This window comes from Pseudonocardia sp. HH130630-07 (assembly GCF_001698125.1).
GTDB lineage: Bacteria > Actinomycetota > Actinomycetes > Mycobacteriales > Pseudonocardiaceae > Pseudonocardia.
Window position 1 is genome coordinate 5,336,895 of sequence record NZ_CP013854.1, and the last position, 13,773, is coordinate 5,350,667.

The 13,773-nt window shown below is 74.5% G+C and carries 13 protein-coding genes; 5 read left to right on the plus strand and 8 right to left on the minus strand.

What is annotated here, in order from left to right:
- Window positions 1–38 precede the first annotated feature (38 nt).
- The 3 genes from AFB00_RS25275 (at window position 39) to AFB00_RS25285 (ending at window position 2,323) form a co-directional block, all read left to right on the plus strand.
- Window positions 39–1,391 (plus strand): aspartate aminotransferase family protein, encoded by a 1,353-nt coding sequence (locus tag AFB00_RS25275; RefSeq protein WP_083275817.1) that lies wholly within the window; start codon window positions 39–41, stop codon window positions 1,389–1,391.
- 69 nt (window positions 1,392–1,460) lie between these two features.
- Window positions 1,461–1,937, plus strand: a complete 477-nt coding sequence (locus AFB00_RS25280) for a hypothetical protein (RefSeq protein ID WP_068799259.1) — start codon at window positions 1,461–1,463, stop codon at window positions 1,935–1,937.
- Complete coding sequence (locus tag AFB00_RS25285) at window positions 1,934–2,323, plus strand: winged helix-turn-helix domain-containing protein (RefSeq protein ID WP_068799260.1); 390 nt, start codon at window positions 1,934–1,936, stop codon at window positions 2,321–2,323. The genes AFB00_RS25280 and AFB00_RS25285 overlap by 4 nt, the downstream gene beginning before the upstream one ends.
- A 9-nt stretch (window positions 2,324–2,332) precedes the next feature.
- On the opposite strand, the gene AFB00_RS25290 is transcribed toward AFB00_RS25285, so the two are convergent.
- The 5 genes from AFB00_RS25290 to solA all read right to left on the minus strand — a co-directional run bounded on the left by AFB00_RS25290 (window position 2,333) and on the right by solA (window position 8,158).
- Window positions 2,333–2,932 carry a DAK2 domain-containing protein gene (locus tag AFB00_RS25290; protein WP_068799261.1) on the minus strand — a complete coding sequence of 200 codons (600 nt, stop codon included), beginning with the start codon at window positions 2,930–2,932 and terminating at the stop codon, window positions 2,333–2,335.
- The gene (locus AFB00_RS25295) at window positions 2,929–3,945 is read right to left on the minus strand and encodes a dihydroxyacetone kinase subunit DhaK (protein ID WP_068800646.1); all 1,017 of its coding nucleotides are present in this window, start codon (window positions 3,943–3,945) and stop codon (window positions 2,929–2,931) included. The genes AFB00_RS25290 and AFB00_RS25295 overlap by 4 nt, the downstream gene beginning before the upstream one ends.
- A 115-nt stretch (window positions 3,946–4,060) precedes the next feature.
- Window positions 4,061–5,596: an APC family permease gene (locus AFB00_RS25300; RefSeq protein WP_068799262.1), complete on the minus strand. Its 1,536-nt coding sequence runs from the start codon at window positions 5,594–5,596 to the stop codon at window positions 4,061–4,063.
- A gap of 134 nt (window positions 5,597–5,730) precedes the next feature.
- Window positions 5,731–6,930, minus strand: a complete 1,200-nt coding sequence (locus AFB00_RS25305; RefSeq protein ID WP_068799263.1) for an aromatic ring-hydroxylating oxygenase subunit alpha — start codon at window positions 6,928–6,930, stop codon at window positions 5,731–5,733.
- The gene (gene solA, locus AFB00_RS25310) at window positions 6,923–8,158 is read right to left on the minus strand and encodes an N-methyl-L-tryptophan oxidase (RefSeq protein ID WP_083275819.1); all 1,236 of its coding nucleotides are present in this window, start codon (window positions 8,156–8,158) and stop codon (window positions 6,923–6,925) included. Before solA ends, AFB00_RS25305 begins: the two co-directional genes overlap by 8 nt.
- A gap of 83 nt (window positions 8,159–8,241) precedes the next feature.
- On the opposite strand from solA, the gene AFB00_RS25315 reads away from it, so the two are divergent.
- Window positions 8,242–9,135: a LysR substrate-binding domain-containing protein gene (locus AFB00_RS25315; RefSeq protein WP_068799264.1), complete on the plus strand. Its 894-nt coding sequence runs from the start codon at window positions 8,242–8,244 to the stop codon at window positions 9,133–9,135.
- Window positions 9,136–9,154: 19 nt separating this feature from the next.
- On the opposite strand, the gene pabB is transcribed toward AFB00_RS25315, so the two are convergent.
- Window positions 9,155–11,371 (minus strand): aminodeoxychorismate synthase component I, encoded by a 2,217-nt coding sequence (pabB, locus tag AFB00_RS25320; RefSeq protein ID WP_335726542.1) that lies wholly within the window; start codon window positions 11,369–11,371, stop codon window positions 9,155–9,157.
- A 4-nt stretch (window positions 11,372–11,375) separates the two neighbouring features.
- Between pabB and AFB00_RS25325 the strand changes: the two genes are divergently transcribed.
- Window positions 11,376–12,149, plus strand: a complete 774-nt coding sequence (locus AFB00_RS25325; protein WP_068800648.1) for an aminotransferase class IV — start codon at window positions 11,376–11,378, stop codon at window positions 12,147–12,149.
- Window positions 12,150–12,240: 91 nt separating this feature from the next.
- Here AFB00_RS25325 and AFB00_RS25330 read toward each other — a convergent pair whose 3' ends face one another.
- Complete coding sequence (locus AFB00_RS25330) at window positions 12,241–13,404, minus strand: Gfo/Idh/MocA family protein (RefSeq protein ID WP_231974066.1); 1,164 nt, start codon at window positions 13,402–13,404, stop codon at window positions 12,241–12,243.
- A 1-nt stretch (window position 13,405) separates the two neighbouring features.
- Window positions 13,406–13,765, minus strand: coding sequence for a universal stress protein (locus tag AFB00_RS25335; protein ID WP_068799266.1), 360 nt, complete (start codon window positions 13,763–13,765; stop codon window positions 13,406–13,408).
- Window positions 13,766–13,773 lie beyond the last annotated feature (8 nt).

Sequence of the window (13,773 nt, forward strand, 5' to 3'; positions counted from 1 at the left end):
GGTGGACGTGCACACGCGCGGTTCGTAGCGTCGGAGCCATGACGGACACCGTGCCCGCGCCCGCCGCCCCCGCACCGACCGACGGCCCCGCCGCGGTGTCGAGCGACGGCACCGCCGTAGACCGGCATCTGGTCCGCTACTTCGGGCACGGCACCTTCAGCCCCGGCGTCATCGAGCGGGCCGAGAGCAGCTCGGTGTTCACCGAGGACGGCCGCGAGCTGCTCGACTTCACCTCCGGCCAGATGAGCGCCATCCTCGGGCACTCGCACCCGGACATCGTCGCGACCGTCCGCGACCAGGTCGGGCGGCTGGACCACCTGTTCAGCGGCATGCTGTCCCGCCCGGTCATCGAGCTGGCCCGGCGACTGGCCGGCAGCGTGCCCGAGCTGGACAAGGTGCAGCTGCTCAGCACCGGAGCCGAGGCGAACGAGGCGGCCATCCGGATGGCGAAGCTCGTGACCGGGCGGCACGAGATCGTGTCCTTCGCCCGGTCCTGGCACGGGATGACCGGGGCCGCGGCGAACGCCACGTACGTCGCGGGCCGCAGCGGGTACGGCCCGGCCGCGCCGGGCAACTTCGCGCTCCCGGTGCCGGACCGGTTCCGGCCCGACATCGTCGACGCGGACGGCGAGCTCGACTGGCGCCGCCAGCTCGACCTCGGCTTCGGCATGATCGACGCGCAGTCCAACGGCAGCCTCGCCGCGTGCATCGTCGAGCCGATCCTCAGCTCCGGCGGGGTGATCGACCTGCCGCCCGGCTACCTGGCGGCGTTGCGGGAGCACTGCCACCGGCGCGGCATGCTGCTGATCCTGGACGAGGCGCAGACCGGCCTGTGCCGTACCGGTGACTGGTACGCCTTCCAGCGCGACGGCGTCGTCCCCGACCTGCTCACCGTGTCCAAGACCCTCGGCGCCGGGCTGCCGCTGTCGGCGGTGCTGACCAGCGGTGAGATCGAGCAGGCAGCGCACGAGCGCGGGTTCCTGTTCCTCACCACCCACGTCAACGACCCGCTGCCGGCGGCGGTCGGGCTCACCGTGCTCGACGTGCTCGAACGCGACCGGCTGGACCTGCGCGCCCGGGAGCTGGGCGAGCGCCTGCAGGGTGGGCTCACCGAGCTGGCGCAGCGGCACCCCGCGATCGGCGACGTCCGCGGCCGGGGCCTGCTGGTCGGGCTGGAACTGGTCGACGACGGCGAACGCGGCGGCACCGGGGCCGACCGGCTCGGCGCCGCGGTGACCCGGCGGTGCGCCGAGCTGGGGCTGCACATGAACATCGTCCAGCTGCCGGGCATGGGCGGGACGTTCCGGATCGCCCCGCCGCTCACCGCCACCGACGCCGAGATCGACCGCGGGCTCGCGATCCTGGACGAGTCGCTGACCCGCGAGGCGTGAGCCCGGGAAACTTGCCCGCGCGGAAGCCTTCCTGATACTTTCTCTCTCGGAAACAATCGAGGGGGATCGATGACCGACGCACGACAGGCGCGGGACGCGCTCGCCGAGGTACGCGACCGGCAGCAGCAGGTGGGGGTGCTCGTCTGGCGGCAGGGGATGCCGGCCTGGCTGATGGGCACGGTGGCCGTGCTGTACACCGCGTCGTCGGTGGCGCAGGACGTCCGGACCCAGTTCCCGCAGTGGAACGGGGTGCTGCTGAAGTGGGCCGTGCCCGGGCTCACGCTGCTGGCGATCGTCGCGGTACTGGTGCTGGTGCGGCGCAGACTCGGGCTGGCCCCGAACGGCGCGGCCGGCCGGGCGTACTCCGTGCTCGGCGGACTCGCGCTCACCTTCCTGCTGCTGACCATCACGATCGGCATGGTGTTGCGGTCCAACGACGTCCCGTGGGACCAGACGTTGTCCACGGGGGCCGCGATGACCGTCGTCCTGGTCATCGGTCTGGCCGTGCGCCGGGCCGACCTGCGGCGCGCGGAACGGCAGCGGTGACCCTCCCGGCCCAGCCGCCCGGCTTCAGCGAGCTGATCCACGCACCGACCCGGCTGTCGCTGATGTCGCTGTGCTCGGCCACCCGCTGGATCGAGTTCGGCCGGCTGCGGGAGAGCCTGCAGCTCACCGACTCCGCGCTGTCCAAGCAGATCACAACGCTCGAACAGGCCGGCTTCGTGGTGGTGCACCGCAACGGCGTCGGGCGCGGGAAGCGGATGCACGTGCGGCTGAGCCCGGAGGGCAGGGCCGCGTTCGAGGCGCACGTCGAGGCCCTGCGCGCCATCGTGGACCGGGCCCCGGCGGAGGACCCGGCCGGCCCCCCGGACCCGCCGGACGCCCCACCCGGGGACACCGTGCGGACCGGTGGTGCCGGCCGGGCCCACTGACCGCCCGGCTCAGAGGACGGCGGGCAGCTCCGTGTCCGGCTCGGCCACCGACGCCGCGGCGTGGAACAGCATGGCCACCCCGACCGCCCCGGGATCGCGTTCGCCGACCGCGCGGTCCCCGACGTAGCTGGCCCGGCCCATCCGGGCCCGCAGCGTCGCGGTGTGCTGCGCGCCGTCGATCGCGGCCCGGGCCGCCGCGGCGAGACCGCCCGGCGCGGCCTCCACGGCCGGGGCCAGCGCGTCGACCAGGGTGCGGTCGCCGACCTGCGCCTCGCCGACCCGCTGGATCGCGGCGAGCCCCGCACGTGCGCCCGCGCCGAGATCGGCGACCGGGTCGTCGCCGGCGTCGAGCGCCCGGGCGATCTCGGTGAACAGCAGCCCGAGCAGCGGGCCGCTGGTGCCGCCCACCTCGTCGAGGAAGACGGTGCCGAGCGCCTCGAACGGGGCGTCACCCGCGCCCAGCCGGGCGAGCGCGGCCCGCAGGCCACCCCGCAGGTTGTCACCGAAGTCGCCGTCGCCGCTGTGCTGGTCGAGCGCGGTGAGTGCTCCGTGGCCGTCCTCGACGGCCCGTGCGTAGGTGCGGAGCACCGCTTCCTGGTCGAAGGTCACCGGAACGCCTCCTGCGGGACGGTCGAGAACGCGGGTGTGTGGGCCGGGGCGTCCCACCAGGGGATCCATCCGGGATCGGCACGGGTCAGGGTGAGCGAGAAGCCGGTCATGTCCAGCGCCGGCACCAGGGTCCCGACGAGCTGCCCGGCGACACCGAGGCCGTGCCGGTCGAGCCCGGCGGTGAGCAGCTCGTGCAGGCCGTAGAGCTCCATCTGGGTGGTACCGCCGAGCCCGTTGACGACGGTGATCACCTCGCCGCCGGTGCCGGGGAGCGCGGCGACGAGCTCGTCGAGCATCCGGTCGACGAGCTCCTCGGTGCCCGGCCGGTCGATCGACCGCTGCGCCCGCTCGCCGTGGATGCCCACGCCGTACTCCAGCTCGCCGTCGCCGAGCTCGAACGCCGGCCGGCCGGTGTGCATCGACGTCTGCGCCCGGGAGGCGACGGCCAGGCTCCGGGAGGCCCCGGCGACGTCGGTGCCGAGCCGGGCCAGCTCCTCCAGCCCGAGCCCGGCGTCCGCCGCGCCGCCGAGGATCTTCTCCACGACGACCGTGGCACCGGTGCCGCGCCGTCCGGTCGCGGTGTCGGCCGAGTCGGTCGCGAGGTCGTCGTCGACGAGCACCCGTCGGACCTCGATGCCCTCCATCCGCAGCCGCTCCGCGGCGATCCCGAAGTTGATCCGGTCACCGGTGTAGTTCTTGACGACGTGCAGCACACCCTCCGGGCCGGCCACCGCGCGTGAGGCGGCGAGCACCTGCACGTTGTGCGGCGAGGCGAACACCTTGCCCGGCGCCGCGGCGTCGAGCATCCCGCGCCCCAGGAAACCGGCGTGCAGCGGTTCGTGCCCGGAGCCGCCGCCGGAGACGATCCCGACCCGGCGCTGCGGGCTCCGGTGCCGCGCGAGCAGATGGGCCGGTGACTCGACGGGTTCGACGAGATCGGCGTGCGCGTGGGCGAACCCGCGCAGCGCCGGTGGTACCGGGTCCCCGGTGCGCGGATGGAAGGGCAGGCTCATCGGATCCTCTCCCGGGTCGACGGGCCGCGGCGCCGGTGCCGCGGCCCGGACGGAGTAGACGACGAACCGGGTCCGGGTGTCCACAGTGGGTCGCCGGGCGTATCGCCCGGCCCGGTCAGGAGCCGCCGAACGGCCGATCGCCGGACTCCGGGACGAGCACCGGCGTGTCGGCGTTCAGCAGCTCCCCGCGGAAGAACGCGCGCAACCGGATCGCGCAGGCCAGCATCAGCGGCACCCCGAGGACGATCATCCCGACGCCGATCACGAACACCCCGCCGACCGGGCCGAAGCTGGTCTCGCCGTACTCCGGGTCGATCATGTCGACGGCACTCTGCACGAACGCCCAGACCATCACGGCGCCGCCGAGGAACGGCAGCACCCCGCGCAGCAGCAGGTGCCGGACCGAGCCGAGCAGGGTGCGCCGGAACCACCACACGCAGGCGAACGCGGTGATGCCGTAGTAGAAGGCGACGGCGAGCCCGAGCGAGGCGATCGTGTCCTGCAGCGCGTCGTCGCTCACCAGGCCGAGCACGAGATAGAACGCGATCGCGGAGATCCCCATGACCAGGGTCGCGAAGTCCGGCGTGCGGTTGCGCGGGTGGGTGCGGCCGAACCGCGGTGGCACGGCACCGTAGACGGCCATGGCCAGCGCGCCCCGGGCGGTCGGCAGGATCGTCGTCTGGGTGGACGCGGCGGCCGAGACGGCGATGGTGAGCAGCAGCACCGTCGTCAGCACCGGTCCGCCGATCGGTGCGCCCAGCACGGTCAGGACGTCCTCGGCGTTGGCCGGGTTGGCCAGGCCGATCCCGGCGGTGCCGAGACCGGCGTAGGACTGCACGGCGACGGCCACCAGCAGGTAGACGGCGAGCAGGATCGCGGTCGCGAGCAGCGCGGCCCGGCCGGGGGTGGAGTCGGCGTCCCGGGTCTCCTCGCCGACGGCGAGGCAGGCGTCCCAGCCCCAGTAGATGAAGATGCAGAGGATGACGGCCTCGGCCAGCGCCGAGCCGTCCAGCCCGACCGGGTTGAACCAGTCCCAGCTCGGCGGCACCGCCTGTGGGCCGGCGTCACCGGTCGCCACCAGTACCAGCGCGCCGATCGCCAGGAGGCCGAGCACCGCGATCTGCAGCACGATCAGGACGTTCTGGAAGCGCTCGGACAACACGATCCCCCGGTGGCTCACCCAGGTCATCACCGCGATGAAGGCCACCCCGATCCCGATCTTGACCAGCGGGTCCTCAGCCAGGCCGGGCTGTCCCAGCGCCCGCAGGGTGTAGATCGCGGAGATCTCGGCGACGTTGGCCAGCACGATCACCGCCGACACCGCGATGCCCCAGCCGCCCATCCAGCCGACCCACGGCCCGAACGCCTTCGTGCCCCAGGTGAACGTGGTCCCGCAGTCGGGGAGATCGCGGTTCAGCTCCCGGTAGGCGAGCGCGACGAACAGCATCGGCACGAAGGCCACGAGGAACATCGCGGGCGCCTTGTCCTGCACGGCGAGCACGACGTAGCCCAGGGTCGCGGCGAGGCTGTAGGCCGGTGCCGTGGCGCCGAGCCCGATCGCCGTGTTGCCCCACAGCCCGATCGCTCCGGTGCGCAGTCCCTTGCCCGGGGTCCCGGCGAGGTCGGTGCCCGCCGGCCCTGCAGCGGTCAACCGGTGGTCCCGGCGGGGGTGTCGACGGCGGTGCACATCTCGGTCATCGGGCGATGGTAGGCAGTCCGGCCGGGTCGCGGAGACCGTGTGTGACCCGGCAGGCACGATCCGGCGCCGGAGCGCGGCCGCCGGGTTCAGCCCAGCGGTGCCGCGGCCCGGTCCAGCGCGGTGGTGTACCAGGTCAGGAACGCCTCGACCGAGGACTCGACGACGGGGGAGAGCGGGCCCGGCCGGTACCCGCGCGAGGCGATCCCGGCGTAGTTCTGCTCGCAGAGCTCCCAGTCCTGCTCCGAGGTCGCCCGCCAGACCGCGGTCAGCGCGTCGACGTCCACCGGGCCGGCGTCGGAGCGCACCAGGAAGCAGACCTCCACGTCGGTGGTCCCGGTGTCGACCGGGGTGAGCCGGGTGGTGACCGCGTAGTCGCAGTTCGCGTGCGCCCAGAAGTCCGGCAGCCCGATGACGCGCAGGCTCCCGGCGTCGGCCTCGCCCAGCTCACCGAGCAGTGGCGCGACCGGCCGGCCGTCGAGCGACTCGGTCACGAAACCGTCCCGCAGCGGCAGCCGGGCGACCCGGAACCAGGCCCCGCCTGGGAAACTGACGTCCTCGGCGGGCAGGCCGCGGTGCGCCCACCGGTCCCTGGCCCGGTGCAGCGCCGCGTCGAAGCGCGGGTCGGTCCGCACGTCGCCGTTCACCCCGACCTCGAAGTTGGACAGGGTGAACTCCGGGTGGCTGCCCCGGCAGTGGTAGCACTCGCGGTTGTTCTCCACGAGCGTCTTCCAGTTCGCGGCGACCCGGTAGCGCAGCCGGGTCTCGACCCGGGCGTCGTCGAGCCGGTGCGGGGCGAGCTGCGGCGCCAGCGCGGCGGCGAGCCGGTCGACGTCCGGCGGGTCGGGCGCCAGGCTGACGAACACCAGGCCGGCGATCTCGCGGACGGCCACCGGGGCGAGCCCGTGGTCGCCGGTCGCGAAGCCGGGACCCATCAGCCGGGCCGAGCGCAGCCGGCCGTCGACGTCGTAGACCCACTGGTGGTAGGGGCAGACGAAGGCGCGCACGCAGCCGCGGTCGGCCGTGGTGAGCCGGGAACCGCGGTGGGCGCACACGTCGTGGTGGGCGTGCAGCGCATCGTCCGTCCCACGGACGACGATCACCCGGTCCCGGCCGATCTCACGGGTCAGGTACTCGCCGGGGCCGGCCAGCTCGCAGCTGTGCCCGGCGAACAGCCATCCGGTGGCCCAGACGTGCTCGAGGTCGGCGGCGAACACCGCCGGGTCGGTGTAGGCGGCCTGGGGCAGCGAGCGGCCGGGGCTGCGCAGCGGGGAGGCCGGCTCAGACATGGAACGACCTCGGGAACGCCGGGTCGGTCAGCGCGGCCCGGTCGACGGCGAACTCCCCGATCGGGTACCGGCTGGTGCCGGTGGTGGCCAGCTCGGCCAGGATCCGCCCGAGCAGCGAGGCGAACTTGAACGCGTGCCCGGCCCCGACCGCGACGCTCACCCGCGGGGCCCCCGGCACCGTGCCGAGCACGAAGTCCTGGTCCGGCGGCACCGTGTAGAGGCAGGTCCTGGTGTAGAGCTCCGGACCGCCCATCCCGGGCACGTGCTCGGCGAGGAACGCCTCCTGGCGCTTGCGGCGCACCGGATCCGGCTCGTAGGTCCGGGTGTCGGCGGTGACCTCGTGCCCACCCATGTGCTGGCCGAGCTTGGTCGCGACCTCGCCGTAGACCGGGAAGCCGTAGAAGTTGTCCGCGCCGTGCCACATGAAGACGGGGAAGCGCTCCGGCGAGAAGTCGATGAGGTTCGGCGTCGCGTAGTACGTCACCTGCTCCTGGGTGACGGTGAGCGGCAGCGGTGCGAGGACCCCGTCGAGCACCTCGTTGGTGCGGGCGTCCGCCGCCACGACGACGTGCTCGGCCCGGTAGACCTCGTCGTCGGTGACGACCTCGACGTGCCGCCCGGCGTCGTGCAGCGCACGGACCGGGGTGTGGTCGAGTACCTGCGCCCCGTGCCCGCGGGCCAGCGCGACGTGCGTGGCCGTGGCCCGGCGGGCATCGACGATGCCGGACCGGCGTTGGTACACCGCGCGCTCGCCGCCGCCCAGCCGGAACTGTGGCCAGCGGGCGGTGAGCGCGGCCGCATCGAGCTCCTCCAGCTCGGTCCCGTGCCGGGCCCCGACCGCGAGGTAGCCGTCGATGTCCCGGCCCGCGGTGCTGAGGCCGCGCCGGGCCTCGACGTCCTCGATGACCAGGCCGCCGGTCTCGGTGACGAGTCTCTGTCCGGACACGGCCTCGACCTGCCGCCAGGCCTCGTAGGCGGCCGGGGCCAGCGCGGCGTACCGGTCCTGGTGCTGGGCGAGCCGGATGATCCGGCTGTGGTCCTGGCTCGCGCCGTGCTCGTGGCCCAGGGCGTGCTGTTCCAGCCCGAGCACGGAGGAGTACGGGGCGGCGGCCCGGGACAGCCAGTAGAGGGCGGCCGAGCCGAGCCCGCCGCACCCGACGACGACGAAGTGGTGGTCGGAGTTCACGTCTGCTGCGCTCTCGGTGCGGTCGACGAGGTCGGACCCCACCCTGACCCGGCGGATCCCGCCGCGGGCCGGATCGGCGATCGCAGCCCGCGATGCTGGGATAAGGAGAACCTTATGATGCCGGCATGGACGTCGAGCTGCGCCAGCTCCGGGTGTTCCTCACCGTCGCCTCGGAGCTGCACTTCAGCCGGGCGGCGGCCCGGTTGCACGTCAGCCAGCCGGCGCTGAGCCAGCAGATCCGCACGCTGGAGCGGGCGCTCGGGACGCCGCTGTTCGACCGCAGCAGCCGGTCGACCGACCTCACCCCGGCCGGCCGGGTGCTGCTGGAGGCGGCGCCGCGGGTCCTGTTCGAGGCGGACCGGGCCGCGACCCGGGTCGCGCAGGCGGCCGAGGGCGCGAGCGGCCTGCTGGTGGTGGGCTCGGTGGGCACGGCACTGGCCTCGATCGCCCCACGGATCCTGCGCGCCGTGCGGGCCCGGTTCCCGGACCTGCAGCTGCAGGTGTCCCAGCACGACACCGCCGCGCAGATGACCGCCCTCGCCGAGGAACGGCTCGACGTCGGCCTGGTCCGGGCCGCGGCACCGACGGCCGCGGTCGCGGTCACCGAGCTGGTCGCCGAGCCGTTGCTCGTGGTCCTGCCCGGGGACCATCCGCTGGCGGAGCGCGCGACCGTGGACGCCGCGGCTCTCGCGGACGAGGCGTTCGTGCTGTGGCCGCGGCCGCTCGGCACGGAGTTCTTCGACATCATCACCGGCTACTGCCGTGACCACGGGTTCAGCCCGCGGATCGTGGCCGAGGGCGCCGACATCGAGACCCAGCTGAGCCTGGTCGCCGCGGGGATCGGGGTGTCGCTGCAGCCGTCCTACTACGCCAACCTGCGGCCGCCGGGGGTGGTGTTCCGGCCGCTGTCCGGCACCGTGCCGACGGTGGCCCTGCAGGTGGCGTGGCGGCGCCGGCACCGCTCGCCGGCCGTGCGGCACTTCGTCGAGGCGGCGCTGGTCTGCGCGGACGCCGGGTGACCCGGCCCGGCCGCCGCGCTCACCGCACCGGCTCCGCGGGCTCGTGCCCGGGGAACCGCGCACCGAGCAGCCGCAGCACCGGGGCGGCCTTGACCGCGGTCTCCTCGAACTCGGCCGCCGGGTCCGACAGCGCGATCACGGCGCCGCCCACCCCGTAGCGGAGCCGGCCGCCGCGCAGCACCGCGGTCCGGATGACCACGCTCAGGTCCACCGCACCGGTGAGCGAGACGTACCCGATCGCGCCGGAGTAGACCCCGCGCGGCCCGCCCTCCAGCCGGTCGAGGATCCGCATGGTGCGCTCCTTAGGCGCACCGGTCATCGACCCGGCCGGGAAGGCGGCGCGGATCGCCGCGACCGGGCCGGTGCCCGGCCGCAACCGCGCCCGCACCGTGCTCACCATCTGGTGCACCGTGGCGTAGGACTCGACGTCGAACACCGGATCGGCGACGACGCTGCCGACGACCGCGCAGCGCCCGAGATCGTGCCGGACGAGGTCGACGATCATGAGGTTCTCCGCCCGGTCCTTCTCCGAGCCGGCCAGGTCGGCGCGCAGCAGCTCGTCCTGCGCCGGGGTGGCGCCGCGCGGCCGGGTGCCCTTGATCGGCCGGGCCTCCATCCGACCGTCCGGGGCGATCCGCAGCATCCGCTCCGGTGAGGTGCTGAGCACCGCCGTGTCGCCGAAGTGCAGGAACGCCGCGAACGGCGCCGGGTTGTCCCGGCGCAGCCGCCGGTAGGCCTGCCAGGGATCCAGGTCGGTCCGGGCCTCGACCATGTTCGTCAGGCAGACCTCGTAGGTCTCGCCGTCGGCGATCTCGGACTGGCAGGCCCGCACCAGATCGAGGTAGGCGCCCCGGTCGTGGCGCAGACCGACGGCCGCCGCCCGGTGCTCCTGCGGCGGCTCGGGCGCCGTGGCCCGTCCGGCCGGACCGGCGAGCAGGCGCGCGGTCCGGTCCAGCCACACCCGGGCGGCGGTGTCGTCGCCGTCCTCGGTCAGTGCCAGCAGGTGCCCGGACCCGTCGCGGTGGTCGACGACGAGTGCCCGGTCGCAGAAGACCATCGACGCGTCCGGCTCCGGTGAGCGGTGCGCCGCACCGCCGTCGCACTCGGCCTTCAGCTCGTACCCGAGGTACCCGACCCAGCCCGGCGCGAAGTCGAACGGGAGGTCGGGCGTCTCGGTCTCGATGCCGGCCAGATCGTGCTCCAGCCAGCGCAGGAAGGGTGTGCTCAGGACCTGGGCCCCGTCCCGGCCGGTGACGACGACGGTACCGTCGTGGACGTCGGCGGTGACCGTCCGGCCCAGCGGCCCGGACGCGTCGCCCAGCACCGAGAACCGGCCGAGCGCACCGCCGCTGCTGCTGTCCAGCCAGAACGGGTGCCACCCGGTGCGGAAGACGGCGTCGAACGCGGCCTCGGTGTCGACGCCCGGCCCGACCGGTTCGGCCAGCACCCGGAGCCGCCGCGGCGGGCGTGGGACCTCCGGGGGCGATCCGGTGGTGGCGGCGGGCCGGACGGCACCGGTTCGCGGCGCCGTGAGGTCCCGGAAGTTGCGCAGCAGGGCACGCCCGGCGCCGGTGCCGATCGACTCCGGGTGGAACTGCACCCCCCACAGCGGCAGGTCCCGGTGCTCCAGGCCCATCAGGACGCCGTCGGTGCTCCACGCGGTGGCCAGCAGATCGGCGGGCAGGTCGGTGACGTGCAGCGAGTGGTACCGCACGACCGGCATCGGCCGCGGCAGCCCGGCGAACAGGCCGGTGCCGTCGTGGTGCACGTCCCGGACCCGCCCGTGGCACGGCTCCGGCGCGTGCCGGACCCGGGCTCCGTGGGCCAGGCCGATGATCTGGTGGCCGAGGCACACACCCAGCACCGGCACGCGTGGCTCGTGCACCAGTTCGGCGCAGATCCCGGCGTCGGAGGCCCGGTGCGGGGTCCCCGGGCCGGGGGAGAGGACGACGTTGTCGAACGCCCCGACCATCGACGGCCGCCACCGCGGGTCGTCGTTGCGGACCACCTCGGGTTCGGTGCCGTTCACCTCGGCCAGCAGGTGGAACAGGTTGAAGGTGAACGAGTCGTGGTTGTCGACCAGCAGGGTGCGCATCGCCGTCAGCGGGTGGGGGACAGCGGGACCGGCACGGTGCTCACGGGTGTCGTCCTCCTCGGGCGGTCCGCACGGACCTGCGGGCCCGTCGAGTGTGACCGCCGCGCCCGGCCCGGCCGGGACCGGGTGTGGCAGCGTCACCGCGGTGACCGACGACGCGGACGCCCGGGTGCTCGAGGCGCTGGCCACGACCGGCTACGGGCACTTCACGACGATGCTCGTCACCGATCGCCGGGTCCGCGGCCTGCAGCTGCACCTGGACCGGCTGGCCCGGGACGGCCGCGCCGTGTTCGGGGCCGGCGTCGACGGGCCGGCGGTGCGGTCCCGGATCCGCGACGCCGCGCCGGCCCGGGGCCGCCGGATCGTGCGGGTCACCGTCGCCGACCCGGCACTCGGGATCGGCACGATCGGGGCCGCGGCGGCGCCGCGGCCGGTCGTGACCACACGGGCGGCGCCGCCGGGGCCGGCCGCCGCGCTGCGGGTGCGCACGGCCGTGCACCGGCGCTACCTGCCGGAGGTCAAGAGCACCGGACTGTTCGCGACGCTGCACCTGCGCCGCCTCGCCGTCCGCGACGGCGTCGACGACGTGCTGCTCACCACCGGCGACGGAACGCTGCTGGAGGGCAGCACCTGGAACGTCGGCCTCGTGACGGGGGACCGGATCGTCTGGCCGGACGGCCCGGTGCTCGCCGGGACCACCCGGGCGCTGTTGCGCGGCGTGCTGGACGACGCCGGGATCGAGCAGCGTGACGCCACCGTCGGCGCGGGGGACCTGACCGGGGTCGACGCCGTGTTCGCCACCAGCGCCACCGGCGTCCGGCCGATCGCGTCGATCGACACCCACCGGTTCGATCCCGGGCACCCGCTGCTCGGGCGGCTGCAGGACCTGTATGAGGCCATCCCGGGAACCGTCCTCTAGCCGACCTGCGCCGCACCCGAACCGTCCCCGGACACCCGGCGGGTGGGGGGACCCGCCGGGTGTCCGGGGAGGCGCTCCGTGCGTTCCGGCCTCAGGCCCCGAGATCGACCCAGCCGCGCTTGTCGATCGACTGCGCGACGGCGTCGAGCACCCGGGCCGCGGCGAGCGCGTCGTCGATCGTCGCGCCGCCGCTGCGCCCGCGGGCGATCCCGTCGAGGAACGCCGCGCACTCCGAGACCTTCGAGTCGTCGAAGCTGGTCGGATTCCCGGCACCCGGCTGGAACAGGGCGAAGTCGCCGTCACCGGGAGCCGACGCCCAGGTCGTGGCGGACTGGTCGACGTAGCGGTCCCCGGCCGCCACGACCAGCTCGCCGGGCCGCCGGAAGTCGAACGACAGCAGCCCGCGGGTCCCGTGGATCTCGAACCCGTAGTCGTTCTGGTCGCCGACCGCGACCCGGCTGGCCTCCAGGGTGACGATCGCCCCCGCACCGGTGCGCCCGAGGACCGAGACGAAGTCCAGGTTCTCGACCTCACCGGTGGGCGAGTCGTCGCCGCCCTTCACGTACTGGCTCGATCCGGCCGCCGCGAGCGGCCGGCGCGGGACGAACCGCTCGCCGTCCGCCACGACCGACGCCAGGTCACCGACCAGGTACCGGACGAGGTCGACGCCGTGCACGGCCAGGTCGTTGAGGACCCCCGTTCCGCCGTGTTCGGCGGTGAACCGCCAGCTCAGCACCCCGGACGGGTCGGCAGCGAAGTCGGTCAGCAGGCGGAACCGGGCGTGCGTGACCGTGCCCAGCAACCCCTCGTCGAGCACCCGCTTCGCCCGGGCGACGGCCGGGACCATCCGATAGTTGAACCCGACCGTGGCGCACACCCCGGAGCGGTGCACCGCCTCGGCCACCGCCGCGGTGTCGGCCGAGGAGAGCCCGACCGGCTTCTCGATCCAGAGGTGCTTGCCCGCCTCGGCGACGGCGACACCGATCTCCCGGTGCCGGCTGTTCGGCGCGGCGCAGCTCACCGCCTCGATCTCCGGGTCCGCGACGAGCTGTTCCCAGCTGTCGACGCCCCGCGCGAAGCCGTACCGGCGCCGGTGGTCGTCGACGGCGGCGGCGACCGGATCGGCCACCGCCACCAGGCGCGGCCGGCGGGCGAGCCCGGCCACGTGGTGGGGTACCCGGGCGTAGGCCCGGGCGTGCAGATGGCCCATCCAGCCGGCACCGACGACGCCGACCCCGATCTCCTCGGCCGCCACCTCAGGCGCCCGGTTTCACGGCGACGACCGGGACCGGGCTCTCCAGCAGCAACCGCTGGGAGATGCTGCCGAGCAGCGCCTTGCTCACGGGGCTCCGCCGGCGGAGCCCGATGACGATGCGCTGCACGTCGCCGCGGTCGGCGATCTCGTCGAGCACCGCGTCGACCGGGTCGTTGTCCCCCGGCCCGCGGCGTTCGATCACGACGACCGACGGGTCGGCGAGCGGCCCGCTGCGGTCCAGCGGGGCGAGGGTCAGGTTCAGCACCACGAGTTCGGTGCCGAGCAGCTTCGCCTCCTCCGCGCCGGCGGCGAGGGAGGCCTGCCCCTCCGCCCCCTCGGCGACGGTCACCAGGACGGACATGACGATCT

Excerpts from the sequence above, each read along its gene's own strand:
- AFB00_RS25315 (WP_068799264.1), top strand. The coding sequence starts at position 8,242 with ATGGACGTCGAGCTGCGCCAGCTCCGGGTGTTCCTCACCGTCGCCTCG.
- AFB00_RS25280 (WP_068799259.1), top strand. The coding sequence starts at position 1,461 with ATGACCGACGCACGACAGGCGCGGGACGCGCTCGCCGAGGTACGCGAC.
- AFB00_RS25275 (WP_083275817.1), top strand. The coding sequence starts at position 39 with ATGACGGACACCGTGCCCGCGCCCGCCGCCCCCGCACCGACCGACGGC.
- AFB00_RS25295 (WP_068800646.1), bottom strand. The coding sequence starts at position 3,945 with ATGAGCCTGCCCTTCCATCCGCGCACCGGGGACCCGGTACCACCGGCG.
- AFB00_RS25335 (WP_068799266.1), bottom strand. The coding sequence starts at position 13,765 with ATGTCCGTCCTGGTGACCGTCGCCGAGGGGGCGGAGGGGCAGGCCTCC.
- AFB00_RS25305 (WP_068799263.1), bottom strand. The coding sequence starts at position 6,930 with ATGTCTGAGCCGGCCTCCCCGCTGCGCAGCCCCGGCCGCTCGCTGCCC.